Origin of the sequence: Nocardia acidivorans NBRC 108247, from assembly GCF_001625085.1 — a bacterium.
GTDB classification, from domain to species: domain Bacteria; phylum Actinomycetota; class Actinomycetes; order Mycobacteriales; family Mycobacteriaceae; genus Nocardia; species Nocardia acidivorans.
Genome location: NZ_BDAW01000058.1, coordinates 21346 through 45273 on the forward strand (window position 1 = coordinate 21346; position 23928 = coordinate 45273).

Below are 23928 nucleotides of genomic sequence, written 5' to 3' on the forward strand. Positions count from 1 at the left end.
CGATCGAAGATCCGGCGGACGGGCTACGCCGGATCCGTCCTGGCCGTCTACCTCGTATCAACTTGCGACCTCGTATCCACTCGGCCCCAAATCCGCACCGCAGGGTGAAGGCCATGATTACTGTCACAAAGGGACTTGCTGGCACAAAGTGACAGTTAGGCCTATCGTATCTTGTATGAACGTTTCGACGACCCCTGTGGGATCCGGTGACGAGGGTGCGATCCGGCCGTCATTGGCCGAACGCCGCAAGGAAGAGACTCGGCGGGAGATCGCGCGAGTCGCTGCCAGGTTGTTCGCCGAGCGCGGCACCTCGGCGGTCACCGCGGAGGAGATCGCCGAGGCCGCGGGCCTCGCCAGACGGACGTTTCACCGCTACTGCCCGACCAAGGAAGAGGCCGTCGAGCCGATCATGTCGGCCGGAGCCGCTCGGTGGGTCGCCGATCTCGCGGCAGGTCCGGCGCGGATGCCGACGGTCGAGGAACTGTGTGCGGCCGCGGTCCGGGCGTTGACTCCGCGGCCGGGCAGTGACGAGCTGGCGGTCATGCGGGGGCTGTTCCGGGCCATGGACACCGATCGGGCGTTGCGCTCGGTGTGGTATCTGGCGAACCTCGAGGGCGAGCGGGCACTGCGTGGGGTCCTGACCGACCTCACGGGAGCGGACAGCGACCCGCTGCGAATCCGATTGACCGCTGCCGCGGCCAATGCCGCGCTCCGCGTGGCCATCGAGCAGTGGGCGGCAACCGACGCCCCTGCTCTCGGGCCGGGTTCGCCCGCCGATCTCGTGGTCGAGTGCATGCGGGATCTCACCGCCTCGTTACCCCTGTGGGACACCGGCGACTGAGCCGGCGGAAGCGGCCCGGCTCACACACACCCGCAAAACTCCCGGGGCGGAGCTCTGCCCGCACCAAGAGACTGAAATCCGTTCCAGCGGAACTTATCCAAAGAATCGAGAGGAATCTGATGTCCACCAAATCAATTGTCATCGTCGGCGCCGGACCGGGCGTGGGGTATGAGACGGCGGAACGGTTCGGCCGCGCGGGGTACGCGGTCGGCCTGATTCGCCGCGACGCCACCGCGCTGGAGGAGTTCGCATCGACGCTGTCCTCGCGGGGAATCACGGTCGCGACCGAGTCCGCCGATGCCGAAGACCCCACCGCGATCGCGGCGGCCGTGACGCTGCTCGGGGCCGAACTCGGTGGCATCGACGTTCTGTTCTACAACGTCCCCGGCCCGCTACGCGACGCTTACGTGCCGGCGGTCGAGATCGAATTGTCGATGCTGCAGAGCTTCCTGACGCTGCGTGTGGTCAGCGCCCTGTCCTCGGCACAGGCGGCGTTGCCGTTCCTGGAGCGCTCGCACGGCTCGATCTTCTTCACCAGCGGGCAGTCCGACCGAAACGCCTTCCCCCACACCGGACTCATCGGCAGCCCGCAAGCGGCGCTGCGCCTGCTGGCCCAGCACCTGCACGATGAGTTGGACCCGGTCGATGTCTTCGTGGGATATCTACCACTGGACAACCCGCCGCTGTATTCCGATCCCGCGCAAGAGGCCAAGCGCACCGACATCCCGGCCGGATTCGTTATTCCCGAACGAGTTGTGGCCAGTGACGTGGCCGAGAAGATCTTCGCACTCAACGAGACCCGTGACACCCACGAGCTCGCGGTGAAGCCCTCCGCACGTGTCGGGTGACACACCCGATCAGCGAGCGTGCGAACAGCAAGGATCCACAACCACCCCGAAAGCACATCACCAGAAATGGAGTACCTCATGAACAAGACCGCATTGATCGCCGGTGCGACCACCGGCATCGGCAAGGCATCGGCCCTGCAGTTGGCCCGGGACGGATTCGATCTCGTACTCGCCGGACGCAACGAGACCAAAGGCAAAGAACTCGTGGACGAGATCGAAGCTCTGGGCGGTCGAGCCGATTTCATCCGCACCGACATGACGGTCGAGGACGATGTCATCGCGCTCGTGGCCCACACCGTCGACACGTTCGGCAAGATCGACTACTACCTCGGCAACCAGGGCGTGATCTATCCACCGAAACTCTTCCACGACACCACCACCGACGATGTCGACATGGTGCTATCGACCAATGTCAAGGGCACGTTCTTCGGTATGAAGCACGTCATCAAGCAGATGCTGACCCAACCCCAAGGCAACATCACGATCATGGCCTCGTCCTCGGGTATTCGCCCGGAAACCGGCTTCGGAGTGTACTCGGCTTCGAAGAAGGCCGTGCTCGGTCTCGTGCACGACGCCGCACTCGAGTACGCCGCGAACAATATTCGGATCAACGCCATCGCTCCCGGCGGCATCAAGACGCCACTGACCGACGCCACGATCAAATCCGCGATCGACCGGAACTTCGTGCAACCCCGCCCGACGATTCCTCTGCTCAACGGCGGAGACCTCGGCGAACCGCAGGACATCTCGGCGATGGTCTCGCATCTGGCCTCGGACGCCTCGAAGTACATGACCGGATCGGTCATCAGCATCGACGGCGGCATCACCCTCTGACACAGGTGCGTACCCGTGGATCTGAGCCCGTTCCGATGACCAAGCAACTGCCGCACCGAGGAAACTGCCCGCGCCCTCGTGCGGCAGGGCTTCGCGGACTGCGCCGATGAGACGTCGATGTCTCCGGCGGCGGCAGCAATGTGCAAGCGTTGGATCCCGAACTCGCCGTGTTGCTGCTGCAGTCGGCCGACACCATATCTCGGATCGGTAGTCACTCCGATGGCTGGCCGAACCGGCTCGGTACCTGACACCGGGGCCATGGTCCATCTCATCCTTACCTCCGCCGGCGGAGGTAAGGTCGAATAGCCGTCCTAATCCCGAGGCAAGCGATGCCAGGTGCGGACGGTGACCGCGAGTGTGCTCGACCCGGTGTCCGATAGCGCGGGAACAGGCTTCGCTTCCATCGGAGTGAACTTCGTGATGCACTGTGTGCCTGGCTCTTTCGCCGACAAGGGTGCCGCATTAACCCATCCGGGCCGTGGGCTCGCCGAGGGCGGCGCATTGTTCGAGTTGACGACGGTATCCGCTTCGCTGACGCTGGAGGGTGGCTGGATCTTCGGGGCATCGCCGACAAATGGGCTGCTCACACCCTAGTTTGTCACCATTTCCGAAGGTCGGATCATTTCCCCGGGAAGGGTGAATTGACGGTGGTGAAGTACTGGATGGCGGCGGCGATGGCGACCGGGGCCGTCACCAGCAGTTGGCCCGCCACGGTGCCGAGTACGCCGATGGCGGCCACGCCCGCGACGCAGCCGACGATTCCGGCGGGGAGCGCGCCGAACATGGCGGTGAGCGCACCGGTCAGGGTCGCGCCCACCGCACCGCCGACGAGACAGCCGACGGCCGCGCCGCCGAGGCCGCCCACCAGGGTTCCCACGCTCGCGCCCATGGCGATGGTGCTGGTCATCCGGGTCCACGCGGCCTGTTCGCGCTCGTACGGCGTGCGCCACGGCGCGCTCTCCTCGAAGGGCAGGGCCACCGGCCGGTAGACCGCGTGCTCGGTATCGAAGCGCGGGGTGAGGACCGCGGTGCGGTCCTTGATCTCGGCGGTGATGGGAAAGACGTAATCATCGACGCGGAAGGACAATTCGGTGCCGCCGACGATTCGGCCTTCGGTGGACCGGACCTGGAGGACGCCGTTCTCGACGCCCAGCGAACCGGAGTCGGTGCTGAGGATGGTGCGCTGCCCGTCCGCGGTCGCGGTGTAGCCGATCGGGGCGGGTGCGGCGGCGGCACCGGGGGCCGAAATCGCCAGGGCGGCAGGGAGAACCGCGGCGGCCAGCAGGGCGGCGGAGAGGTGCGTGCGAATAGCCATGCCACTACGACGAAGCTCGGGCCGCAAACGTGACAGTCACTCGATGTGACCGTCTTCGCCGGGATCAGGCGCGCAGGATGCCCGCCAGCAACAGCATGAGCGATTGCTGCGCCTGCGTGCGCGCGAGATCCGGATCGGCGGCATTGGCCACCATGAGCGCCGCCTCGCTCAGCGCGCTCACCAGCAGTTGGGCCAGCATGGGGATCGGCGCCTCGGCGATCAGCCCCTCCGCACGACCGCGCTCCAGCAGCGCGGTGATCAAACCCAGCCCGTGCTGGGCCTCGAATTCGCGAAAAGCCTGCCACCCCAGCACCGTCGGTGCGTCCAGCAGCACGATCTGGAGCATGGCCGGGCGGCGGCAGATCTCCAGGAAGGTGGCCAGGCCGACGGCCATACCGCCGAGCAGATCGGCGGGATCGTGTGCGGCGATGGCATTCTCGATCTCGGCGGAGGCCTCCACCTCCACCTGTTCCAGGACCACCAGGAACAGGCCGCGCTTATCGCCGTAGTGGTGATGCAGTGCGCCGCGCGTGACACCGGCGGCGGCCACCAGATCCTGCGCCGAGGTACCGGCGAAGCCGCGCTCGATGAACAATCGGCGTCCGGCTTCCTCGAGCGCGGCCCTGGTGGTGCGCGAACGGTCCTCCTGGCTACGGCGTGGCATGCAGCCGAGTGAACTCCAGGATCGCGGTGGTCAGCAACTCGGGCTGATCTTCGGGCAGGAAGGTGTACGAATCGTCGATGAATCGCAGGGTGGAATTCGGGAAGTCGCGGGCCAGCCGCTCGGCGCACGAAGCCGGGAAGAACTTGTCCTCGCGCGCCCAGACCACCAGTACCGGCAGGTCGATCTCGGCGAAATGTGCCGCGGCTTGCAGGGTGTAGTCGTTCTTCAGAGTCCGCAGCAGTCGCCGCAGGTCCTTGCGGATGGCGGCCGAGCGCCGGCTGGGCAGCAGATAGGAGTCCGCGATCTCCGGCGGCACCGGCCGCTTGGCCACCCAGCCGAAGCCGATCGGAAGCCGATGCAGCGCCCGCCAGCGCATGGCCTCGGTGAGCGGGCGCAGTGAACCCGGAATGCGGGCCAGCCCGGGCAGCACGTTCAGCGGTGGCGGCAGGAAGCGCTCGTAATTGTCGACCGATGCCAGCACCACGCGCCCGATGCGAGAACGATTGCGCGCCAGCAACACCTGGGTGATCGCACCGCCGGTGTCATTGGCGATCAGGGTGACATCGCGCAGATCCAGTCGCTCCAGGAAGGCGGCGATCAGATCCGCCACCCCGGTAGGGGTGAGATCGGCTGCGGGAACGGGGATTTCGTGTGATCCCAGGGGCAGGTCCGGGGCCAGGCAGCGGTGACCCGCCGCCGCGATCCCGGGGACGACCTTGCGCCAGAGATCGGCATTGACCAGTAGTCCGTGAATGAAGACGACCGGCGGCCCCTCGCCGGTGTCGTGGTACCTGATCCGGCCGCCGGGGAGGTCCACCTCGTGGGTACGGCCGAGGGATGTGCTCGTTGCCATCGTTGCTCCAATGCCCGTGGGTACCCCACCACTTTTACATACATACCGTATGTATGTCTATATTCACCGCTCTGCCAAATGAACTCGCCAGCGCTCGGCCGAACGGGCCATATCCAGGCCGACCTGCTCCAGGTACTCCCCCATCCCCAGCAGCCGGCGACCCGCCGGGGTCTGCACCCCGAGCGTCTTGGCGCCGTCCCGCGCCTTGGCGGCCAACTCCTCATTCGCTCGCGCGCTCGCGAGAGTCGCCCGGTACCAGGCGAACTCGTCGATGAAGTAGCGATCACGGCGGGTGCCGCCGTCGCGCTCGCGGCGAATCAGCCGCTCCCCCTCCAGATAACCGACGGCCGCCGAGACCGTCGCCGGGCTCACCCGCAGATGACTCACCAGCTCCCCCGCGGTGGCACTGCCGGAATCGGCGGCGTAGAGCCGGGCCAGCACGCCCGCCGCCATCTTCGGCACACCGGTGCGCGTGAACAGTTCGGCCAACTCCGCGCCGAAGACCCCGACCACCTCCGGGAGACGGCCGTACTCATTTGCGCCCGAGGGCTTTTCGGTCTTCTTGGGGCGGGCCGCCCGACGCCGCGACCGCACCACGGTCGCCGCGTGCGCCAGCTCCGCGCGATAGTCACCCGGGCCGCCGTTGCGGGACACTTCCCGGCTCACCGTGGAGGTTGGGCGCCCCAGCGAACGGGCGATCTCGGCATATCCCAAACCCTGCGCCAAACCCATCGCAATACGTCGCCGATCCTCCGGCGTGAGTCGCCCTCCGGGCATCGACCCCACCTCCCTCATCAGTTTCTATTGCAACACAACGCCAACCGGAAAGCATTAGGCTGCAACGTCACTGAACGGAGGTAGACCGAATCAACCTGGCATAAACCGCTTTTCGTGTGCAATTCGCGATCGCAGGGCGTGCGAACGCAACGTAGCGTTCGCCAGGGCATGAACGGTGCGAACGGATTCGATCAGGGGGCCGCGGTCCGCGCGTTCGGATCGAAACCACCCGGAATCTCGTAGATCACGCCGGTGAAGGTCGCACCGAACAACCGGCCCGCCGAGAAGCCCTGATCACCGCGACCGTAACTGACCACGCTGGTCAGATTGTTGCCGAAGCCCAGGACACAGAATTGATTCGGCGCATCGATGCGCACCACCTGACCGGACGGATTCATCGGCACCACAGGACGATTCAGCGAATCCAAGGTGAGACCGTCGGGGGCGTCGAGCGCGTCACCGCCGCCGAGATCCAATATCGACTGCGGGGCCCACGGGGCATCGGTGGGAATTCGGCTCACACCCGGATTCACGAAGGTGCGTGACACATACAGGAATCGGTCGTCATCGCCGAGTACCGCGCCATTGGCACTGGGCAGACTGCCCCAATCCGGCTGCACCACCCCATTGGGATACACCCGGCCGATGAGCGTCGCGAAATCATTGGTGGCGTAGACGATTCCGTCATGCGAGACGGCCATACCGTTGGCCGCGCTCAATCCCGCCGCATAGGGCGCGACCGCACCGGTATTCGGATCGACGGTGACGATGCCCGCATGCCGAAGGCTGTCACCCGCGATCACCCGCGCGTCCGCGCCATATCCGACCAGCAGTTTTCCATCCGGCGTCCAGGCCAGCGCCCCACCGCCGCCACTGGGCACCGTGGCGATCGGCACCGCGGGCGCACCCGGGAAATCGATGCGAAATACCCGGCCGGTCTGCAGATCGGTGGTGAACGCACGACCGGCCGGGTCGACCGTCAATCCCTCCAGCGAACCACCCGGGTTCGCGACGACGAAGGTCGGCTGACCCGCCCTCGGACAGACCGGGGCGGCATTCGCGGGTCCGGCGACGAATGTCGACAGCGCCGCCACCGTGAAAGTGGCCAGGGCGACGGCGCCGGCTCGAGCCGAGGCCGGGAACAGCTTCTTACTCATTTCGCACCTCTTGGTCCATGCCGCACGAAGTGATCTCCGCGGAGAGCGGGGAGTAATGGTCTTATCGACCATTGTTTCCCCGGCGTGACAGGCCGCTGATTTCGGGTGCCGCACCGACATCGCGCGGGCCCGATCAGAAGCGGCGGGCGCCGGTGATCGGCATATTGTCGACCGGTGCGAGTCGCACGCCGGAACCATAACTCGCGGCGTGAATGACCTGTCCGTCACCGACATACAGCGCGGAGTGCCCGCCGCCGTAATAGGAGACCAGATCGCCCGGCTCCAATTCATCCACCGAGACCGGGGTGCCCGCGGCCAGCTGTGAATAACTGGTGCGCGGCAGTTCGACACCGGCCTGACGATAGGACCACTGGACCAGACCCGAGCAGTCGAAGGCGTCGGGCCCGACCGCGCCGCTGCTGTAGCTCGCGCCGAGCCGGGTGCGCGCCGCCTCCGCCGCGCGCTCACCGACCGTCCGCTTCGGCATGGCGGCGGGCATCGGCGCGGGCACCGGTCCCGCGGCATCGCTCACACCCGGGATGCCGACCAGCGGCGGCAGGCTGTTCGGAACGGCGACCTTGCCGAGACCCGCGATGGTCACCTGCCGGAAGTCCGGTGCGGGCGCGGCGGACCGCTGGGCCGGAAGCGGTTCCGCCACGGCCGCGGTGACGAGCTGATCGGGAATCGCGGTCATGCTCTGGCTCGGCGTCGTACCGATGCCGGGAATAGTCACGGGACGGAATTCGTACGTCTCGATGATCGCGTGCTCCGCGGCCGGCGCCTCCGCGATCCCCAATTCCGGGGCGGATGCGGTGATTCCGAGCTGGGTGGCGATCTCATCGGCGATCTCGAATTGTCCGATACCGGGGATATTCACCGGCGTCGCCTCGGCCTCGCCCGCTGTGAACAGCAGTGCCGCACCGATTCCGGCGGCGGCGAGAATGCCGGTGGTCAAGCTCCGCCACGTCAGCCGCGGCAGGTAGGGAAGCCTCTGTCTGTCACCGATACTGTCCATGGTGCGTCGGTCCTTCCATCAAGCGTCAGCTATCCGGTTTCCGTCATCACACTCGAATATCTCGGTACTGCAGCAGTTCCACTTTGCATAGAACGCCTGTTCGCCAGGGGTCGTACAGAATGACACGCGTGTTATTCATAACGGATTCGTAAACATCGACGGTTTTTCTCACCCGGAAAACTGTGTCCAATTGGACACGCACCGCAATCCGCGAAGCGCGCAATCGGCCGTGTTTGACTGGTCAGGAACACGTTCCCTCCCCATGAGACGGAGGATTCCATGACCAATTCCATTGCGCTACCCGAACTTCCCGAACCATTGGTGGTCACCCTGGGGAATTTGAAGGGCGGCGTGGGCAAGACGACGTCGGCCTTCTTCCTCGCCTCCTATTTCGCCACCGTGCACCGGCTCCGGGTACTCGTCATCGACGCCGATCCGCTGAGCCAGACCGGCTACTCCTGGTACCGGCGACTGCGCAAGGAGAACATCGACGTCCCCTTCGAACTCATCGCCTTTCCGTCCCGGCACGTCAATGACTGCATCACCGACAATGCCGGAAAATACGAGGTGATCATCGTCGACGCCGGTGGCGAATCCGCCGATATCTTCAAAGCCGCCGTCCCCGAGAGCGATGAATTGATCCTGGTGACCAGCGTCAGCCCGTCCGAGGTGAAACGCGTCCCCAGCACCTATCGGGCCGCCGAGGAAGCCGCCACCGAAAGCACCAAACAGATACGCGTACGCGTTCTCATGACCAAGGTCCCGGTCACCATGAAGAACGGGGTCAATGTCTCCACCGAATACCGTTCGCAGCGCGGCAATCTCGAAGACGCCGGATACGACGTCTTCGAATCCTATGTGAGTGCGTGGAAGTGGTACCGCGAAGCCGCCGACGGTGAAGTCGGCGACGGCGCGGAGAACCCCATCGCGGATCTCGGCGAATACCACCGGGTCGGCGAGGAACTACTGCGCCCGTACCTCGAATCCCGCACCAGCCCCGAAGCACTGGAGGTACCCGCCTGATGCCCCCGCAACGACGCAAGAGCTCCATCGGCGGCGGTCACCCGGCCCCGACCCGCAACCCGCTCGCCGACGAGGCGGAGCACACCCCGCCCGTCTCACCGCTCCGGGATGCCGAATGGCACAGCGGCGCGGTCACTCCCGGGGCGGTCGCGGCGCATCCGGCCAAGGCGGCCGCCAAGGCCGAGATGGTGCTGCCCCCCGCCATGACACCCGAATCCCCCGCCGCCGTATTCATCACGCCGAGCACCCCGGGCGATGCGCCCGTGGCTCCCGCGCCCGATCCCATCGCGGGCGAAGTCACTCGGGGCGAAGGGGATTCGTCGACTCCGGAGGCAAAGCCGGTGCCGCCCAAGGGGAAAGCCACCGAGGCGCGGGTGCGCGGTATCGATCCCGCGCTGCGCAGTGTGGGGAGCACGCTGCGGGGCGCGGCCACGGCCTCGCCGAGTGTGCTCACCATGCCGCTGCCGACCGCGGGTGACGGACCGCTCAATGCCAGTGAGCTGGAACAGCTCGATCTCTGCGAATCCTCCATCGACGCTTTGCGGGTCGCGTTCTGGGTGGCCGGGCGGGCACTGCAGATCGTGCGCGACGGTCGCCTCTATCGCGCCGAACACGCCACCTTCGACGACTATGTGGAGAAGCGCTGGGATATGCAGCGCTCATACGCGCACAAGCTGATTCGCGCCTGGCCGCTGGCGGCCCGGCTGCATCCGGTGGCGCCGTCCATCAACGAGGGGCAGATTCGCGAACTGCTGCCCATTGTCGCCGCGCACGGCGAGGACGCGGCGTTCACCGTGTACACGACCCTCGCCGCCGATGTGAAGGTGACCGCGGGCAAGCTCCGCGAAGCCATCGCCGTACTCCCGAACACCTACGATCGCGGTGAAGTGGTGCAGCGCCTACAGTCCTGGCTGCGCGGTGATCTCGCCGAGGACGCCCCGCACACCCCCGATGTCTTCAGCACCGCCGAATCCCGGCTCGCCGCACTGACTTCCAAGGTCGTGAAGGGCTCCACCGAAGATCCGGTCGCGGCACGGGAATTCGCGGCCAAACTCCGCACCCTCGCCGAACTCATCGAACAGCAGATCCCGGTATAGGTCGCCCCGTCATCCCGGCGCGCTGTTGGCCGGGGATCCACCGAACCCGCTTGTCTTCTTACGGTGTGGATCCCGGCCGAAAGCCTGCCGGGATGACGAAGGGGTCGCCGGGACTACGAAGGAACCGCCAGAACTACCGGGGACTGCCGGGATGATGAAGGAGCCGCCAAGTCAACCCGGGGCCGCCCGGACTACCGGGGCCGCCGAGTCAACCCGGAGCCGCCGAGTCAACCCGGGGCCGCCGAGTCAACCCGGGGCCACCAAGACTCCCGGGGGGCCACCAAGACCACCGGGGCCGCCGGGGTGACGAAGGAGCTGCCGGGGTTAGCGGGGCTGGGGGGATTACGAGGGGATGGCGAACGGCAATGGGTGCACGGCGATAAGCCGTGCACCCATTGGACTTTCAGTGCGTGTGAACCGCCAGTGCGAAGTTATTCGCCTACCGCGTGGCGGACTCGTCCGGCGGCGCGCTCGCGGGCGGCGCGGGCGGTGGCGGCGTCGAACAATTCGAGGTGTTCGAAGTGCGGGTCTTCGTCATCGGGTTCGACCAGGACCGCACGGCGCAGCTGAGTGCGGGTCTCCTCACGGTCCGGGCGGGGCTGTTCGGGTTCGGCCGCGGTCGCCGCCTCCGCGTCCTCGCGGCGCGACCGGGCCAGGCGGGCGGTGCGGCGGCGGCGGATGTCCTCCTCCAATTGCACCTGGCGGCGCAGGTAGGCCAGATAGCCCACCAGCACGGTGCCCGCCAGGGCCGCGGGCCACCACAGGGCGGCCGAGATGGCCAGTGCGCCACCGGCGAAGATCAGGGTGCTCAGCACCAGGCCGAGGACGGCGCGCTGGCGGAAGGTGTAGCGGGCCGCCCGCGCGATGGCGTCGGCCTCGGGGTCGTAGCCACCGCGACCGCGCCGGGAGGGCACGAAATCCGGGTCGTCCATATCGGATTCGTCCTCATCCCGCAGTGCGGGCACCCGGGTGCGCTGCGGCGCGTCCTCGCGTGAACAGTTTCGGACCGAGGGCGTGGGGACGGTGTCCGACGCGTCGGTGGTCTCGGGCTCGACGCGCTCGGTGCGCTCGACGCGCTCGACGCGCTCGACGCGCTCGGTGCGCTCGGTGCGCCCGACGCGCTCCGTGCGCCCGGTGCGCCCGACATGCTCGATGCGCTCGTCATGCTCGATGCGCTCGACATGCTCGATGCGCTCGGCGTGCTCGCGCTCGATGCGCTCGGCGTGCTCGGCGATCTCGGATTCCGCTGTCCCGGACTCGGATTCGCCGGTGGTCTCGGGTTCGGCCCGGTCCGCCGCCTCGTCACCGTCCGCCCGCTCGGTCGCGACCGGCTCGGACACCACCGCTTCCCCCCGCGCGGAATCCGCGCTCTCCGTATCGCGTTCGCGGTCGGTGTCGAAATCCTCGTCGTCCGATTCAGCTCGAGTGCTGTCGTCCGATCTGGTCATCCGATCCTCCGGATCATCGTGGTGATGCTTCCTGCGAACCGGCACGTAGTCCGGGTCGGTGTCGTGTCCGGTGGCCGGACCTTTTCTGGTGCGTCGCGCGATATCCCCGCGATGCAACACCCGGGTGTTCAGGGCGGCATCGGTGTGCTGGCGAATGCGGGGGTGGCGACCCGCGAGCATGGGGAACAGCACGAAGACCCAGAGCACGACCAGTCCGATCCACAAGATCGAATTCGGCATCGCGCTCAACACCTCCGTCCCCGCCTGGCTCGCATCCCTTCGTACACCGTCCTACGACGTGCACCACAGCATTACCGGTCGCACGAGGACGCACCACCGACGTCCGTAGGCTAGTTCCGTGCCTCAGGAATAGCCCGCAGGCGCGCCGTCAACACCTGCCACAGTAGTCACACAAGTTAAGACCGGTATGGATGCCATGGTCAGTCGGTGCGGCGCGCCGTGTTTCACGCCCGCGCGGCGCGTCCCGAGCGAATCAGCTTGTCCACCACGGTCCCCGAGACCTCCTCGACCGTCATGCCCACCAGCAGATGATCGCGCCACGCGCCGTCCACATCCAGGTAGCGGCGCAGCAGCCCCTCCTCGCGGAAACCGACATTGCGCAGCACCGCTTGGCTGGCAAGGTTTTCCGGCCGCACCGTGGCCTCCACCCGATGCAGGCCCACCTCGCCGAAGCAGTGATCCAGGCCCAGCGCCAGCGCCGCGGTCGCCACTCCCTGACCGCCGACCTCCTTGGAGACCCAGTAGCCGATCCACGCCGAGCGCAAGGCGCCGCGCACGATATTGCCGATGGTGATCTGCCCGCTGAACGCGCCGTCGACCTCGATCACCAGCGGAATCATCGCGCCCCGACGGGCTTCCGCCTTCAGCGACGACCACAGCGACGGCCAATTCCCGGCGTGATTGCGCGCCTCCCAGGAACCCCGCCCTGTCGGCTCCCACTTCTCCAGATTATCCCGGTCACGGGTGCGGATCCGGCTCCACGCCGAGGCGTCGCGCAATCGGATGGGCCGCAGCGTCACCTGTCCGGCCGCCACCCGCACCGGTCCCAGATGCGCGGGCCAGCCCGGGTGCTGGGCGGCCCGGAAGACGTTCATGTCCAATGCCTCACCCTCGCTGTGCGAGGAAGGCGACCCGAACCTCGTCACCGGTGCGAACCTCGGTGACCTCCGGATCGATCACGATCAGGCTGTTCGCCTCGGCCATGGTCGCCAGCAGATGAGACGACGCGCCATTCGGCCCGCCCAGCGGCTGCACCAGATAGTCGCCGGTCTGCTCATCACGCATGAGCTGTGCGCGCAGATAACCCCGCCGACCCGGAATGGAGGCGATCGGCAGAATCGTGCGCGCCCGCACCACCCGCCGCATGGGATGCCGGCGGCCCAGCGCGATGCGGATCAGCGGCCGTACCATCACCTCGAAAACCACCAGCGCGCCAACGGGATTCGACGGCAGCAGGAAGGTCGGCACCTCATCGCGGCCGAGCAGGCCGAAACCCTGCACCGAACCCGGATGCATGGCGACCCGGGTGATCTCCAGTTCGCCCAGACCCTCCAGCGCCTCGCGAATCTGCTCCGAGGCCCAGCCGCCCACCGCACCCGCGATCACCACGACCTCGGAGCGAACCAGTTGGCCCTCCACCACATCTCGCAGGCGTTTGGGATCGGCGCTGACAATGCCGACCCGGTTCACATCCGCGCCCGCGTCGCGTGCGGCGGCCGCCAGCGCGTAGGAGTTCACGTCGTAGACCTGACCCGGCCCGGGGGTGCGATCGATATCGACCAGCTCACCGCCGACCGAGAGCACCGACAGCCGCGGGCGCGGATGCACCAGCACCTTGTCCCGGCCCACCGCCGCGAGCAGACCCACCTGCGCGGGCCCGATGATGGTTCCGGCGCGCACGGCCAGATCGCCGGGCTGCACATCATCGCCGATCCGGCGCACGTAATCGCCCGAGCGCACCGACTCGTACACCTTCACCCGGGCCCGGCCGCCGTCGGTGAAATCAAGCGGCAGAACGGCATCCGCGAGCGTCGGCAGCGGCGCGCCGGTATCCACCCGCACGGTCTGGCGCGGCTGCAACCGGATCGGCTGCCGGGAACCGGCCGCCACCTCACCGACCACCGGCAGCGTCAGCTCGACGGGTTCGCCGTCTTCACCGCGAATATCCGCGCCCGCGCCGGAGACGTCCACACTGCGCACGGCATAGCCGTCGATGGCGGCCTGATCGAAGCCCGGCAACGGCCGCTCGGTGACGACATCCTCGGCACACAGCAGTCCCTGGGCCTCGGAGATGGCGACCCGAACGGGCCGCGGCGCGACAGCCGCCGCGGTCACTTTGATCTGCTGATCCTCAACCGAGCGCATGCCGCCCTTCCCTGGTCTCGCGCACTAGCCACACCCCGTCAGCGGCATCTTCTCACTCGTGCGAGGTGAGCTGCGGCTCGGTGCGATCACCCAGCCATCCCGGTCCGAGCCGCTGCTCGAGCCACTCGCGCAGCGCGGGACCGTATTCCTCACGTTCCAAAGCGAAATCGACCGCAGCACGAAGATAGCCGCCCGGGTTGCCCAGATCGTGTCGCGACCCACGGTGCACCACAACGTGAACGGGATGTCCCTCGGAGATGAGCAGCGCGATGGCGTCGGTCAGCTGCAACTCACCGCCCGCGCCCGGGGTGATCCGGCGCAGTGCGTCGAAGATGGCGCGGTCCAACAGATATCGGCCCGCCGCCGCGAAGGTGGAGGGCGCCTGATCGCGCGGCGGCTTCTCCACCATGCCGTTGACCTTCAGCACATCCGCGCTCGCGCCGGGCAGGGTCTGCACATCGAAGACGCCGTACGCGCTGACCTCTTCCACGGGCACGTCGATGGCGCACAGCACCGAACCGCCGTAGGTCTGGCGCACCCGCGCCATGGCGCAGAGCACCCCGGAGGGCAGCACCAGATCATCGGGGAGCAGGACCGCGATGGCGTCCTCGTCGTCGTCGAGCACCGATTCCGCCTGTGCCACCGCATGTCCCAGGCCCAGCGGCTCCTCCTGCACCACCGAGGTGACATCGAGCAGCGCCGGGGCCTTGCGCACCTTGGCCAGCAGATGATGCTTACCGCGCTCCTCGAGCGTGCTCTCCAGCACCAGATCCTCGACGAAATGCGCTACCACGCCGTCTTTTCCGGGCGAGGTCACGATCACCAGCCGAGTGGCGCCGGAATCCGCGGCCTCGGCGGCGACCAATTCGATGCCCGGCGTGTCGACCACCGGCAGCAGCTCCTTGGGCACCGTCTTGGTCGCGGGCAGGAACCTCGTGCCGAGTCCCGCCGCGGGCACCACCGCGGTGCGGAAACACGACTCGGCTCCGCCGCCATTAGCTGTCATGAACTCACCCTATCCATCCGTCCGGTGCGTCGGCGCGGCCTCAGCACCGCCCCGACGTCCCCGAGAGCCTAAGCGTCCGCGCCGTACCGAGCGCACCGAACGCCGGACCGCGTGGACCGGATGCCATACCCGTAGGGCATCCGTACGACCCTTCCACCACTTCATACCCACTCCCGCCGTCGCGAACAGTGCCGCACGCCACACACCGGTGCGCGCGGGCCGGGCGCGGCGGCGCATATCGTGGGCGCGTGACTGGTATCCGGGACAAGGCGGCGTGGCGTGCGGAGATCCTCGCGCGGCGCGCGGCGCTGACCCCGGAGGTCCGGGAACGGGAGGCCGCGGCGCTCGCCGAGCGGATCGCGGCACTGCCGTGGCCGGACGCGACCTGGGTGTGCGCGTACGTCCCGGTGGGCAGTGAACCCGGATCGATCGCCATGCTGGACGCGCTGCGCGCGACCGGTGCGCGGGTGCTGCTGCCGGTGACGGGCGAGCCGGGTCCACTGTCCTGGGCGGAGTATCTGGGTCCGGAGCGCTTGCGGCGCGGGCGATTCGGGCTGCGCGAACCCGACGGCGAGCCGATCGCCGACGCCCTGGGACTGGCCGAGGTGATTATCATTCCGGCGCTCGCGGTGGATCGGCGCGGTAGTCGATTGGGGCGCGGTGCGGGTTATTACGATCGCAGTCTGGGTACAAGTCGCGCCGATGCCCGATTGGTCGCGGTGGTGCGCGACGATGAGGTTGTCGGCAATTTGCCCGAAGAGCCACACGACCATCGAATGGGATGGGCGCTGACCCCGTTCGGTGGCCTGCGCGAGCTGGGCGAATGACTGGGGAATTGATACCCGATTGGCAGTGTTGGCACTGCCAGCTGTAGAGTGCTAACTCGACGAATACCGTGGAGAGGTTTCACCGATGCCTACTTACTCGTACGCCTGCACCGAGTGCGACAACAAGTTCGACATCGTGCAGTCCTTCTCCGATGACGCACTCACCGTGTGCGATCGGTGCAATGGAAAGCTGCGCAAGCTCTTCAACTCGGTCGGCATCGTCTTCAAGGGCAGCGGCTTCTACCGTACCGACAGCCGCAACGGTTCCACCTCCAGCGAGCCCGCCAAGTCGACGTCCGGTTCGGAGAGCTCGAACGGATCCGCCCCGACCACCCCGAGCGCACCCTCGACCCCGAGCACCGGCACCGCCGCGACCACGTCGAGCAGCTCGAGCAGCACCTCCGCCGCCTGATCATCCACAGCCCGGAGTTATCCACAGCCGACCCTTTCCGAGCACTTTCGGGGGTCGGCTGAGCACTGCCCGGACCTAGGCTGCCCGGCATGATCCGTTCGCGCACCACCGGTCCCGAGTCCGATCTCGGCCGCGGTTCCCCCGCCCTCCTGGTCGACCTGCGCCGCGCTCTCGCCGACGGCGTACTGCTGCGGCGCATTTCGGCCACACTGCTGCTGGTCTTCGCCGCGATACTCGCGGTGCGCGGCGATCCCGCCGATCGGCATACCGCGGTGCTGGTCGCCACGCGCGAACTGCCACCCGGTCATATCCTGGCCGCAGAGGATCTGCGCGTCGAACCGCGCGAGAGCATCGCACTGCCCGACGGCGCGATTCGCGAACCCGGCGCACTGCGCGGAGCCACCCTCACCGGCGCGGTCGCCCCGGGCGAGATCCTCACCGAACTGCGCGTCATCGGTCCCCGGCTGGCCGCCGTGGCCGCGCACTCCCCCGATGCCCGCATCGTTCCGATTCGCCTGGCGGACAATGCCGTTGCCGATATCCTGCGCGCGGGCGACCGAGTGGACGTGGTCGCCGCCGAGGAGTCCGGCGGCGGGCGACCCGCCCGGCTGCTCGCCGCCGACGCGGCCGTGGTCCTGGCTCCCGGCGCGGACGCCGCCCGCACCGGCGACGGTCGAATAGTGCTGGTGGCCCTGGACTCCCGGCGCGCCACCGCGGTGGCCGCGGCCTCACTGCGCACCGCGCTCACGGTCGTGTTCCACTGACCCGGCCGATGGGTGAACTAGCATCCCCGATAGCGCATCACGCAGGCTCCACCCGCCTTCACGCAGAGGAGTTCTCGGCAATGCTCAAGGGTTTCAAAGACTTTCTGCTTCGCGGCAATGTGGTCGATCTGGCCGTCGCGGTCGTCATCGGCACCGCATTCGTCGCCGTGGTCACCGCTTTCACCGATGGGATCATCACGCCGCTGCTCGCGGTGTTCGGCCGCAGCGGTGAACTGGGGCTCGGGTTTCAATTGGTGGCGGGAAAACCGGCGACCTTCATCGCCGTCGGACCGATCATTACCGCCGCGCTCGACTTCCTCATCATCGCGGCGCTGCTCTACTTCATCCTGGTGCTCCCGGCCACCAAGGCCAAGACGCGCTGGGGCACCGCCGATACCGCCCTCACCGATAATCAACTGCTGGTTGAGATTCGAGATCTGCTCGCCGAAGGTCGTAATGGCAGTTCCGGCGGCAAGCACGAAAGCTGAAGCTGTGCAGATGTTTCCGACAAACACCTGATTCACACGAATGGGCCCGGCGCGAAATGCGCCGGGCCCATTCGTCTTACGTTATGGCGATCAGCCGAGGGAGAACGGCTGGCCCCACAGGGTGACCCAGGTGACCACGGTGTCGGTCTCGACCTCGACGCTGACGAAGGCACGCGCCTGGGCATAGCCCGCGCAGCCGTTCAGGCCGATGGTCTCGTCCGCCCAGGTGACAGAACCGCTGTTGCCACTGAACTTGTTGCGGACCTTGTGGACCTCGTTGCCGAAGTCGTCGGCCATTTCCTCATCGAGGACATAGAACGACTTCGCCTGGCCGGGGCCGAGATTCAGATTGCCGCCACCGGTGGCTCCGGCCTTCGGCGTGACATTGCCCTTCTCGTCCCAGGAAGCGCCGCCGGTCACGCCACCGCTGGTGTCGCCACCGGCGATGTTGACCTGGCAGCCGACCACGTAACCGGGGAAGATCTTGCCACCCGTGGCGCCGGGGGCGCCGGACAGCTGAACCTGCGCGGAGGCCGAGACCCACGCATTGCGATGCAGCGGAGTGGAACCCATGGACGGGCTGATATTGGCGGATTCGCCGACCAGCTTGATGGTGACGACGGTGCCATCGGACAGGGTCTTGGAGATTTCGCCGCCCGGCAGCGGGACGAACGTATCAGCGTTGGCGGCGCCCGTGGAGAACAGGCCAAGAGCGGCGGTTGCGACGGCGCCGACACCGGCCACCCGCGCCACAGTCTTACGGATGTTCATTACAGTTTTCCCTCGAGGGTTGATTTCGCTTGCGCGAGAAGTGATTTGGCGGTGGTGACCACTATCAGCCGATGCTGAACGGCTGGCCGTACAGGGTGGTCTTGGAGTAGTGATCGCCGATGACCTCGACGACGGTGTACGACCGCGCCTGGGCATAACCCGCGCAACCCTGGAGCTGGATTTCCGCATCCTGGTATTCGACCGAGTAGATACCCGGCTTCAGGATGTCCTTGGAATCGATCTGAACGAACTTGACCTGGCCCGGGCCGAGGTTGACACCGATGGAGCCGCCGACCGAGGCATCGCTGAGGCTGATGCCGCCGGAGAGTCCCGCGGTGATGGCGTTATCGGCGATGTTCACCTGGCAACCGACGATGTAGCCGGTGTTCAGCTGAGAAGTGCCGTGGGTGGAGGAATTGTTGGAGCCGTTGCCATTCGCGGGTCCGTTGTTCGGGCCTACGGTGCCTTCGGGAGTCTCGGTGACCTCGGCGACGGCATTGCCGCTGACCCACACGACACGACCCGCGCCATTGGCGGAGAGCGACGGCGAAATGATGGCGTGTTCACCCGTACGGGTGATGGTGACAGTCCCACTGGGCGCAGCCTTCTGACCGTCCGGCAACGGTACGAAGGTATCGGCATTAGCAGCACCAGTCGAAAAAAGGCCGATGGCCACGGCCGCGGCCGCGCCGATACCCGCAATGCGGGCACCACGACGCAGACCGTGGGTGCGGTTCTCGCTCATACTTCCCCTCATCAGGTTTCTTGCGGTCAACCTCGACCACCGAGGTTGAAAAGGGCTCTTGGGGAACCCCGGGTAAGTTTGTCGCCACATTGTTGCCGCTGTGTTACTGCTAACAAATTCTTAATGTGTAGCGACGCTGGGCACTTTACATCACCGCTGTGATCTGTGAGGTGTGAGAGAACCGAATCCAGTGCAACCGCACAAGGTCCCGCGCCTATCCCGCATGTATGTCGAGAATGCCATGGATAGCAAAAGGGGCCCGGCGCTAAAAGCGCCGGGCCCCCTTGGGCTTCCGCGGAGCGGGAGGAATCAGCCGAGGCTGAAGGGCTGACCCCAGAGGGTCACCCAGGAGACCACGTTGTCGGTCTCGACCTCGACGCTCACGAAGGAGCGGGCCTGGGCGTAACCGCCGCAACCGGTCAGGCCGATGGTCTCGTCGGCCCAGGTGACCGAGCCGTTCGAGCCCTTGAACGCATTGCGAACCTTGTGCGCCTCGCTGCCGAAGTCATCGGCCTGCTCGAGATCGAGCACGTAGAACGAGCGCGACTGGCCGGGGCCCAGGGTCAGGTTGGCGCCGCTGGTGGCGCCGACCGACGGGCTCGAGCCATCCCAGTTCGCGCCGCCCTCGGCACCGCCGGTGGCGCCGCCACCGGAGATGTCGACCTGGCAACCCACCACGTAACCGGGGAAGATCTTGCCGCCGACGGCGCCGTTGGCACCGGACAGCTCGACCTGCGCGCTGCCCGAGACCCAGGCATTGCGGTGCACCGGGGTGGCGCCCATGGACGGGTTGATATTGGCCGATTCGCCGACCATGCGAACGGTCACGACAGTGCCATCGGACAGCGTCTTGGTGAGTTCGCCACCGGGCAGCGGAACGAAGGTGTCGGCATTGGCGGCACCGGTGGAGAACAGGCCGAGCGCGGCGGTGGCGACGGCGGCGATACCGGCCGCCCGCGCCACAGACTTGCGGATGTTCATTGGTATATCCCTCTGGGGTCGAATTCGCTGAAGCGAGTTATGAATTAGCTGTTCAGACCGAACGTCAGCCGAGGCTGAACGGCTGCCCGTAGAGGGTGGTCTTGGAGTAGTGGTCGCCGATGACCTCGACGACGGTGTACGCGCGCGCCTGGGCGTAGCCGGCGCAGCCGTTCACCTGGATCTGAGCGTCCTGGTACTCGACCGAGTAGTGGCCCGCCTTCAAGATGTCCTTGCTGTCGATCTCGACAAACTTGACCTCACCCGGGCCGAGGTTCAGACCGACCGAGCCGCCGAGGGTGCCACCGCTGAGGTTGATGCCGCCCGAGACGCCGGCGGAGATCGCATTGCTCGCGATATCGACCTGGCAGCCGACGATGTAGCCGGTGGCCAGGTGCGAGGCGCCGTGGGTCGAGGAGTTGTTCGAACCCGGCAGGTTGGCGGCGCCGTTGTTCGGCCCGACCGTGCCCTCCGGAGTTTCGGCGACATCGGCGACCGCGTTGCCCGAGACCCACACCACGCGGCCCGCGCCATTGGCGGCCAGCGACGGCGAGATCAGGGCGTGCTCACCCGTGCGGGTGACGGTGACGGCTCCACCCGGAGCCACCTTCTGACCGTCCGGCAACGGCACGAAGGTATCGGCATTGGCGGCGCCGGTCGACATCAGACCGAGCGCCACGGAGGCGGCAGCGCCGATGCCCGCAATGCGGACGGCGCGACGGACACCGCTGGTGCGGTTCTCGCTCATTAGTTCCCTCATCAGGTTCTCTCGCGTGCAGCTCCGACCACCGAAGCTGGCTCCGGGCCACGCATTCCAATTCCCAATGAGCAAATGTCAAGCAGTCTGCTCAAACCCTTTGGACGCGTATGTTTATCGACCCGAGCGAGACACTAGCCACACCCGCAACTATTTGGCAACAGATTGATAAACATGCGAATGCCGTGATGATTCGCCTCGGATGTGATATCCACCGCCGAGCGGGGAGAATGCCGCGCGCACTACGCGGGAATGCGATGGTGAGCACACTCAGCAGTGAGCGCGCTCAGCCGAATCGCGATGGATCAGCCGTGATGCGGCGGCACCTGCGAGCGCAGCCAGTCGTCCCCCGACTGCCCCGAATCCGGTTCGGGGGTGCGCTCGTCCGCGGTGGTGGCGGGCAGATCCTCGCCGAAGATAGCCGCGATCCTGGCCGCTTCCGCGGCCGATATGCGACGAGACCCCGCCCGGCGCGAGGCCGGGCGGGGTGCGCCGGGGGAATCCGGGCGCGAATCCTGGGATTCGCCGGATTCAGTCGTCATTCAGCGAGACCGGACAATTCATCGATGACCCGGCTGGCCAGCGGGCCGAGCGTGGCCATACCGTCGCGAATCGCGGCCCGCGAACCCGGCAGGTTCACCACCAGCGTGGAACCGGAGACGCCCGCCAGCCCGCGGGACAGGCCCGCGTCCAGCGAACCCGAGGCCAGGCCGGAGGCGCGCAGCGCCTCGCTGATACCGGGCAGCACCCGGTCCAGCACCTCCTCGGTGGCCTCCGGGGTGACATCGCGCGGGGCCATACCGGTGCCGCCGACCGAGATCACCAGGTCGACACCGCCGATGACGGCGGTATTGAGCGCATTGCGGATCTCGACCTCATCGGCCTGCACCGAGACCGAGGCGTCGACCAGGAAGCCGGCCTCGGTGAGTAGTTCGGTCACCAGCGGCCCGAAGGAATCCACTCCGCCATGGGCGGTTCGGTCGTCGACGACCACGACAAGAGCACGGCCCGCCACAGCGGCATCGATTTCCATGGTGGTAACCGTAGCGCCTGCGCCCGACACTCCGGCGGCTGCGCCCGACATCACAGTGCCGTTGTCCGACAACAGCTCCCAGCCGCCGTCCGGGGTGACCCGGATCGCAGGGGTGGGAATTCGCCCGCTCTCGTGCCGCATCATCGACCGCCCTCCGCCGCCGCCTCGCCAAGGGTCACCTCGACGGTCTTCGCATTCTTGCCCTGGGCGTCGGTGTAGGTCACCTTGACCTTGTCGCCCGGACGGTGCGAGCGCACCGCGGCGATGAGGGCATTGCCCGAATCGATCACCTGATCGTCGAGTTTGGTGACCACCACATTGTTCGGGATACCGGCCTTGGCGGCCGGACCGTCGGCGGTCACCTCGAGTACGCGCGCGCCGTTGACATCGTCCTGGGCGCGCACCTTCACGCCGATCTGCGCGTAGGTGGCCTTACCGTTCTTGATCAACTCATCGGCGACCCGGCGGGCCTGATCCACCGGAATGGCGAAGCCGAGGCCGATGGAACCGCTCTGCCCGCCCGCGGTCTGGGAGACCCCGAGCGTGGCGATGGCGGTGTTGATACCGATCAGCTTGCCGTTCATATCCACCAGTGCGCCACCGGAATTGCCCGGATTGATGGCGGCGTCGGTCTGAATGGCATCGATGACGGTGCCCTGCGAGCCCGGCTCACCGCTGGTCGACACCGGACGGTTCAGCGAGGAGACGATGCCCGTGGTCACCGTGCCCGCCAGCCCGAGCGGCGAACCGACCGCGACCACCGGCTCGCCGACCTGGAGACCGCCCGAGGAGCCGAGTTCGATCGGCTTGAGCCCCTGCTTGTTCGGCACCTTCACCACCGCCAGATCCGACACCGGATCCGCGCCGACGAGCTGCGCCGCCGCGGTGGTGCCGTCACTGAAGGCGACCTCCATGGTGGCGTTCGGACCCGCGCCGCTCACCACGTGATTGTTGGTCAGGATCAGACCGTCGGTGGAGAGCACCACACCGGAGCCCTCACCCTCGGCCTTCTGGCCCGCGACGCGGATCATGACCACGCTCGGCAGCACCTTCTGCGCGACGGCCTGCACCGAACCGGCCGGGGCATTGGCCACCGTGCTGACATTCGGTTTCGGGGCGTCGAGGGCATTGGTGATGCTCGCACCGCCATTGCCGTCGCGGGTGGCGAGCGCACCCACCGCACCGCCGATACCGCCGCTGAGCAGGGCCAGCACCACCGCACCGGCGACCAGGCCGGTCTTGCCGGAACGCTTGGGCGCGGGTGCGCCGGGCTCACCCTGGAAGCCGGGCCCCAGCGGCGGCTGTCCCGGACCGCCCGGACCGCCGGGTGCGCCGAAGATCGGCTCGGTGTGCTGATGTCCGCCCGTGCCCCGGGCGTACCCGGCCCCCGACGCCGCGTACGCCTGGCCGTACGGGCCAACCGGTACCTGTTCGGTCCCGCCGGTCGGAAGCTGTTGGGTGGCAGCGCCATACGGCTGCCCGCCGTACGGCTGACCGCCCTGCGGCGGCACGGGATAGCCCTGCGGCGCGCTGTGCGAACGCGCCCAGGCACTCGGCATGGCCGAACCCTGCTGAGCCGAACCCTGCTGAGCCGAACCCTGCTGAGCCGCAAAGCCTTCCGGGGCGGCAGTGTCGTTCCCGAAGTGGGGCTGGCCGGGGGCGGCCGAATCGGGCTGGGCGGGGGTTTCACCATGAGCCGGGGTCGCGGGGACGCCGGGGGTGGCGGGCGACTGCGCGGCAGCGCGGGGGTCGGGCTGCGCGGCGGCGGGGCCGGAGGTGGCTTCGGGGTCCCGCTTCGAATCCTCGGTCATGTTTCTCGTTTCTCCTCGAGTCTCGTTGCCAAGCGTGGCGGTGACGACTGAGAGCGGACTGAGACCGCGCTTGCTTTTT

General features: G+C 67.2%; 27 protein-coding genes. 10 read left to right on the plus strand and 17 right to left on the minus strand.

The genetic code is table 11. From position 1 onward, the window contains the following. The first annotated feature begins 175 nt into the window (after nt 1–175). The 4 genes from NA10_RS26505 to NA10_RS26520 all read left to right on the plus strand — a co-directional run bounded on the left by NA10_RS26505 (nt 176) and on the right by NA10_RS26520 (nt 3117). Nucleotides 176–841 carry a TetR/AcrR family transcriptional regulator gene (locus tag NA10_RS26505; RefSeq protein ID WP_067572669.1) on the plus strand — a complete coding sequence of 222 codons (666 nt, stop codon included), beginning with the start codon at nt 176–178 and terminating at the stop codon, nt 839–841. A gap of 119 nt (nt 842–960) precedes the next feature. Further along, nucleotides 961–1689 (plus strand): SDR family NAD(P)-dependent oxidoreductase, encoded by a 729-nt coding sequence (locus NA10_RS26510; RefSeq protein WP_067572671.1) that lies wholly within the window; start codon nt 961–963, stop codon nt 1687–1689. A gap of 78 nt (nt 1690–1767) precedes the next feature. Continuing rightward, nucleotides 1768–2523, plus strand: coding sequence for an SDR family NAD(P)-dependent oxidoreductase (locus NA10_RS26515; protein ID WP_067572756.1), 756 nt, complete (start codon nt 1768–1770; stop codon nt 2521–2523). A 345-nt stretch (nt 2524–2868) separates the two neighbouring features. Beyond that, nucleotides 2869–3117, plus strand: coding sequence for a hypothetical protein (locus NA10_RS26520; protein WP_157556750.1), 249 nt, complete (start codon nt 2869–2871; stop codon nt 3115–3117). A gap of 25 nt (nt 3118–3142) precedes the next feature. Here NA10_RS26520 and NA10_RS26525 read toward each other — a convergent pair whose 3' ends face one another. The 6 genes from NA10_RS26525 to NA10_RS36005 form a co-directional block, all read right to left on the minus strand. Further along, nucleotides 3143–3838 carry a DUF8020 domain-containing protein gene (locus NA10_RS26525; protein ID WP_067572675.1) on the minus strand — a complete coding sequence of 232 codons (696 nt, stop codon included), beginning with the start codon at nt 3836–3838 and terminating at the stop codon, nt 3143–3145. Nucleotides 3839–3902: 64 nt separating this feature from the next. Then, nucleotides 3903–4502 (minus strand): TetR/AcrR family transcriptional regulator, encoded by a 600-nt coding sequence (locus NA10_RS26530; RefSeq protein ID WP_067572677.1) that lies wholly within the window; start codon nt 4500–4502, stop codon nt 3903–3905. Beyond that, on the minus strand, nt 4489–5355 hold the full coding sequence (locus tag NA10_RS26535) for an alpha/beta fold hydrolase (protein ID WP_067572679.1): 867 nt from the start codon (nt 5353–5355) through the stop codon (nt 4489–4491). Before NA10_RS26535 ends, NA10_RS26530 begins: the two co-directional genes overlap by 14 nt. A gap of 63 nt (nt 5356–5418) precedes the next feature. Beyond that, a complete protein-coding gene (locus NA10_RS26540; RefSeq protein ID WP_067572681.1) occupies nt 5419–6132 on the minus strand; it encodes a GbsR/MarR family transcriptional regulator in 714 nt (237 codons plus the stop codon). 191 nt (nt 6133–6323) lie between these two features. Beyond that, a complete protein-coding gene (locus NA10_RS26545) occupies nt 6324–7289 on the minus strand; it encodes an SMP-30/gluconolactonase/LRE family protein (protein ID WP_067572683.1) in 966 nt (321 codons plus the stop codon). Nucleotides 7290–7422: 133 nt separating this feature from the next. Then, on the minus strand, nt 7423–8244 hold the full coding sequence (locus NA10_RS36005; RefSeq protein ID WP_245677916.1) for a C40 family peptidase: 822 nt from the start codon (nt 8242–8244) through the stop codon (nt 7423–7425). Nucleotides 8245–8583: 339 nt separating this feature from the next. On the opposite strand from NA10_RS36005, the gene NA10_RS26555 reads away from it, so the two are divergent. Both NA10_RS26555 and NA10_RS26560 read left to right on the plus strand, forming a co-directional pair. After that, nucleotides 8584–9327, plus strand: coding sequence for a ParA family protein (locus tag NA10_RS26555; protein ID WP_067572685.1), 744 nt, complete (start codon nt 8584–8586; stop codon nt 9325–9327). Further along, complete coding sequence (locus NA10_RS26560; protein ID WP_067572686.1) at nt 9327–10424, plus strand: hypothetical protein; 1098 nt, start codon at nt 9327–9329, stop codon at nt 10422–10424. Before NA10_RS26555 ends, NA10_RS26560 begins: the two co-directional genes overlap by 1 nt. 431 nt (nt 10425–10855) lie before the next feature. Here NA10_RS26560 and sepX read toward each other — a convergent pair whose 3' ends face one another. The 4 genes from sepX to NA10_RS26580 form a co-directional block, all read right to left on the minus strand. Further along, nucleotides 10856–12112, minus strand: coding sequence for a divisome protein SepX/GlpR (gene sepX / locus NA10_RS26565; protein ID WP_067572759.1), 1257 nt, complete (start codon nt 12110–12112; stop codon nt 10856–10858). Nucleotides 12113–12336: 224 nt separating this feature from the next. After that, on the minus strand, nt 12337–12987 hold the full coding sequence (locus NA10_RS26570) for a GNAT family N-acetyltransferase (RefSeq protein WP_067572688.1): 651 nt from the start codon (nt 12985–12987) through the stop codon (nt 12337–12339). Between the two features lie 10 nt (nt 12988–12997). After that, entirely contained in the window at nt 12998–14257 is a 1260-nt protein-coding gene (gene glp / locus NA10_RS26575; protein WP_067572691.1) for a molybdotransferase-like divisome protein Glp, read from the minus strand. A gap of 52 nt (nt 14258–14309) precedes the next feature. Beyond that, a complete protein-coding gene (locus NA10_RS26580) occupies nt 14310–15263 on the minus strand; it encodes a UTP--glucose-1-phosphate uridylyltransferase (protein WP_067572693.1) in 954 nt (317 codons plus the stop codon). Nucleotides 15264–15511: 248 nt separating this feature from the next. Between NA10_RS26580 and NA10_RS26585 the strand changes: the two genes are divergently transcribed. From NA10_RS26585 to mscL, 4 genes are all read left to right on the plus strand, one after another. Further along, the gene (locus NA10_RS26585) at nt 15512–16090 is read left to right on the plus strand and encodes a 5-formyltetrahydrofolate cyclo-ligase (protein WP_174562555.1); all 579 of its coding nucleotides are present in this window, start codon (nt 15512–15514) and stop codon (nt 16088–16090) included. A gap of 85 nt (nt 16091–16175) precedes the next feature. After that, nucleotides 16176–16502 carry an FmdB family zinc ribbon protein gene (locus NA10_RS36010; protein ID WP_084515271.1) on the plus strand — a complete coding sequence of 109 codons (327 nt, stop codon included), beginning with the start codon at nt 16176–16178 and terminating at the stop codon, nt 16500–16502. An 89-nt stretch (nt 16503–16591) separates the two neighbouring features. Then, nucleotides 16592–17266, plus strand: coding sequence for an SAF domain-containing protein (locus tag NA10_RS26595; RefSeq protein ID WP_067572697.1), 675 nt, complete (start codon nt 16592–16594; stop codon nt 17264–17266). An 80-nt stretch (nt 17267–17346) separates the two neighbouring features. After that, entirely contained in the window at nt 17347–17754 is a 408-nt protein-coding gene (gene mscL / locus NA10_RS26600) for a large conductance mechanosensitive channel protein MscL (protein ID WP_067572699.1), read from the plus strand. Between the two features lie 90 nt (nt 17755–17844). Here mscL and NA10_RS26605 read toward each other — a convergent pair whose 3' ends face one another. From NA10_RS26605 to NA10_RS26635, 7 genes are all read right to left on the minus strand, one after another. Then, nucleotides 17845–18525, minus strand: a complete 681-nt coding sequence (locus NA10_RS26605; RefSeq protein WP_067572700.1) for an MspA family porin — start codon at nt 18523–18525, stop codon at nt 17845–17847. Between the two features lie 64 nt (nt 18526–18589). Further along, a complete protein-coding gene (locus tag NA10_RS26610; RefSeq protein WP_067572702.1) occupies nt 18590–19270 on the minus strand; it encodes an MspA family porin in 681 nt (226 codons plus the stop codon). A 309-nt stretch (nt 19271–19579) separates the two neighbouring features. Further along, the gene (locus tag NA10_RS26615; RefSeq protein WP_067572704.1) at nt 19580–20251 is read right to left on the minus strand and encodes an MspA family porin; all 672 of its coding nucleotides are present in this window, start codon (nt 20249–20251) and stop codon (nt 19580–19582) included. A gap of 64 nt (nt 20252–20315) precedes the next feature. Further along, nucleotides 20316–20996, minus strand: coding sequence for an MspA family porin (locus NA10_RS26620; RefSeq protein ID WP_067572706.1), 681 nt, complete (start codon nt 20994–20996; stop codon nt 20316–20318). A gap of 314 nt (nt 20997–21310) precedes the next feature. Further along, the gene (locus NA10_RS26625) at nt 21311–21547 is read right to left on the minus strand and encodes a hypothetical protein (protein ID WP_067572708.1); all 237 of its coding nucleotides are present in this window, start codon (nt 21545–21547) and stop codon (nt 21311–21313) included. After that, a complete protein-coding gene (locus NA10_RS26630; protein WP_067572763.1) occupies nt 21544–22089 on the minus strand; it encodes a MogA/MoaB family molybdenum cofactor biosynthesis protein in 546 nt (181 codons plus the stop codon). The genes NA10_RS26625 and NA10_RS26630 overlap by 4 nt, the downstream gene beginning before the upstream one ends. Before the next feature lie 89 nt (nt 22090–22178). Continuing rightward, the gene (locus NA10_RS26635) at nt 22179–23597 is read right to left on the minus strand and encodes a S1C family serine protease (protein ID WP_245677920.1); all 1419 of its coding nucleotides are present in this window, start codon (nt 23595–23597) and stop codon (nt 22179–22181) included. Nucleotides 23598–23928 lie beyond the last annotated feature (331 nt).

Excerpts from the sequence above, each read along its gene's own strand:
- mscL (WP_067572699.1), top strand. The coding sequence starts at position 17,347 with ATGCTCAAGGGTTTCAAAGACTTTCTGCTTCGCGGCAATGTGGTCGAT.
- NA10_RS26580 (WP_067572693.1), bottom strand. The coding sequence starts at position 15,263 with ATGACAGCTAATGGCGGCGGAGCCGAGTCGTGTTTCCGCACCGCGGTG.
- NA10_RS26530 (WP_067572677.1), bottom strand. The coding sequence starts at position 4,502 with ATGCCACGCCGTAGCCAGGAGGACCGTTCGCGCACCACCAGGGCCGCG.
- NA10_RS36010 (WP_084515271.1), top strand. The coding sequence starts at position 16,176 with ATGCCTACTTACTCGTACGCCTGCACCGAGTGCGACAACAAGTTCGAC.
- NA10_RS26615 (WP_067572704.1), bottom strand. The coding sequence starts at position 20,251 with ATGAACATCCGCAAGTCTGTGGCGCGGGCGGCCGGTATCGCCGCCGTC.
- NA10_RS26535 (WP_067572679.1), bottom strand. The coding sequence starts at position 5,355 with ATGGCAACGAGCACATCCCTCGGCCGTACCCACGAGGTGGACCTCCCC.
- NA10_RS26510 (WP_067572671.1), top strand. The coding sequence starts at position 961 with ATGTCCACCAAATCAATTGTCATCGTCGGCGCCGGACCGGGCGTGGGG.
- glp (WP_067572691.1), bottom strand. The coding sequence starts at position 14,257 with ATGCGCTCGGTTGAGGATCAGCAGATCAAAGTGACCGCGGCGGCTGTC.
- NA10_RS26625 (WP_067572708.1), bottom strand. The coding sequence starts at position 21,547 with ATGACGACTGAATCCGGCGAATCCCAGGATTCGCGCCCGGATTCCCCC.
- NA10_RS26505 (WP_067572669.1), top strand. The coding sequence starts at position 176 with ATGAACGTTTCGACGACCCCTGTGGGATCCGGTGACGAGGGTGCGATC.
- sepX (WP_067572759.1), bottom strand. The coding sequence starts at position 12,112 with ATGCCGAATTCGATCTTGTGGATCGGACTGGTCGTGCTCTGGGTCTTC.
- NA10_RS26525 (WP_067572675.1), bottom strand. The coding sequence starts at position 3,838 with ATGGCTATTCGCACGCACCTCTCCGCCGCCCTGCTGGCCGCCGCGGTT.
- NA10_RS26605 (WP_067572700.1), bottom strand. The coding sequence starts at position 18,525 with ATGAACATCCGTAAGACTGTGGCGCGGGTGGCCGGTGTCGGCGCCGTC.
- NA10_RS26630 (WP_067572763.1), bottom strand. The coding sequence starts at position 22,089 with ATGTCGGGCGCAGCCGCCGGAGTGTCGGGCGCAGGCGCTACGGTTACC.
- NA10_RS26560 (WP_067572686.1), top strand. The coding sequence starts at position 9,327 with ATGCCCCCGCAACGACGCAAGAGCTCCATCGGCGGCGGTCACCCGGCC.
- NA10_RS26635 (WP_245677920.1), bottom strand. The coding sequence starts at position 23,597 with ATGCCGAGTGCCTGGGCGCGTTCGCACAGCGCGCCGCAGGGCTATCCC.
- NA10_RS26570 (WP_067572688.1), bottom strand. The coding sequence starts at position 12,987 with ATGAACGTCTTCCGGGCCGCCCAGCACCCGGGCTGGCCCGCGCATCTG.
- NA10_RS26515 (WP_067572756.1), top strand. The coding sequence starts at position 1,768 with ATGAACAAGACCGCATTGATCGCCGGTGCGACCACCGGCATCGGCAAG.
- NA10_RS26540 (WP_067572681.1), bottom strand. The coding sequence starts at position 6,132 with ATGCCCGGAGGGCGACTCACGCCGGAGGATCGGCGACGTATTGCGATG.
- NA10_RS26595 (WP_067572697.1), top strand. The coding sequence starts at position 16,592 with ATGATCCGTTCGCGCACCACCGGTCCCGAGTCCGATCTCGGCCGCGGT.
- NA10_RS26620 (WP_067572706.1), bottom strand. The coding sequence starts at position 20,996 with ATGAGCGAGAACCGCACCAGCGGTGTCCGTCGCGCCGTCCGCATTGCG.
- NA10_RS26610 (WP_067572702.1), bottom strand. The coding sequence starts at position 19,270 with ATGAGCGAGAACCGCACCCACGGTCTGCGTCGTGGTGCCCGCATTGCG.
- NA10_RS26545 (WP_067572683.1), bottom strand. The coding sequence starts at position 7,289 with ATGAGTAAGAAGCTGTTCCCGGCCTCGGCTCGAGCCGGCGCCGTCGCC.
- NA10_RS26555 (WP_067572685.1), top strand. The coding sequence starts at position 8,584 with ATGACCAATTCCATTGCGCTACCCGAACTTCCCGAACCATTGGTGGTC.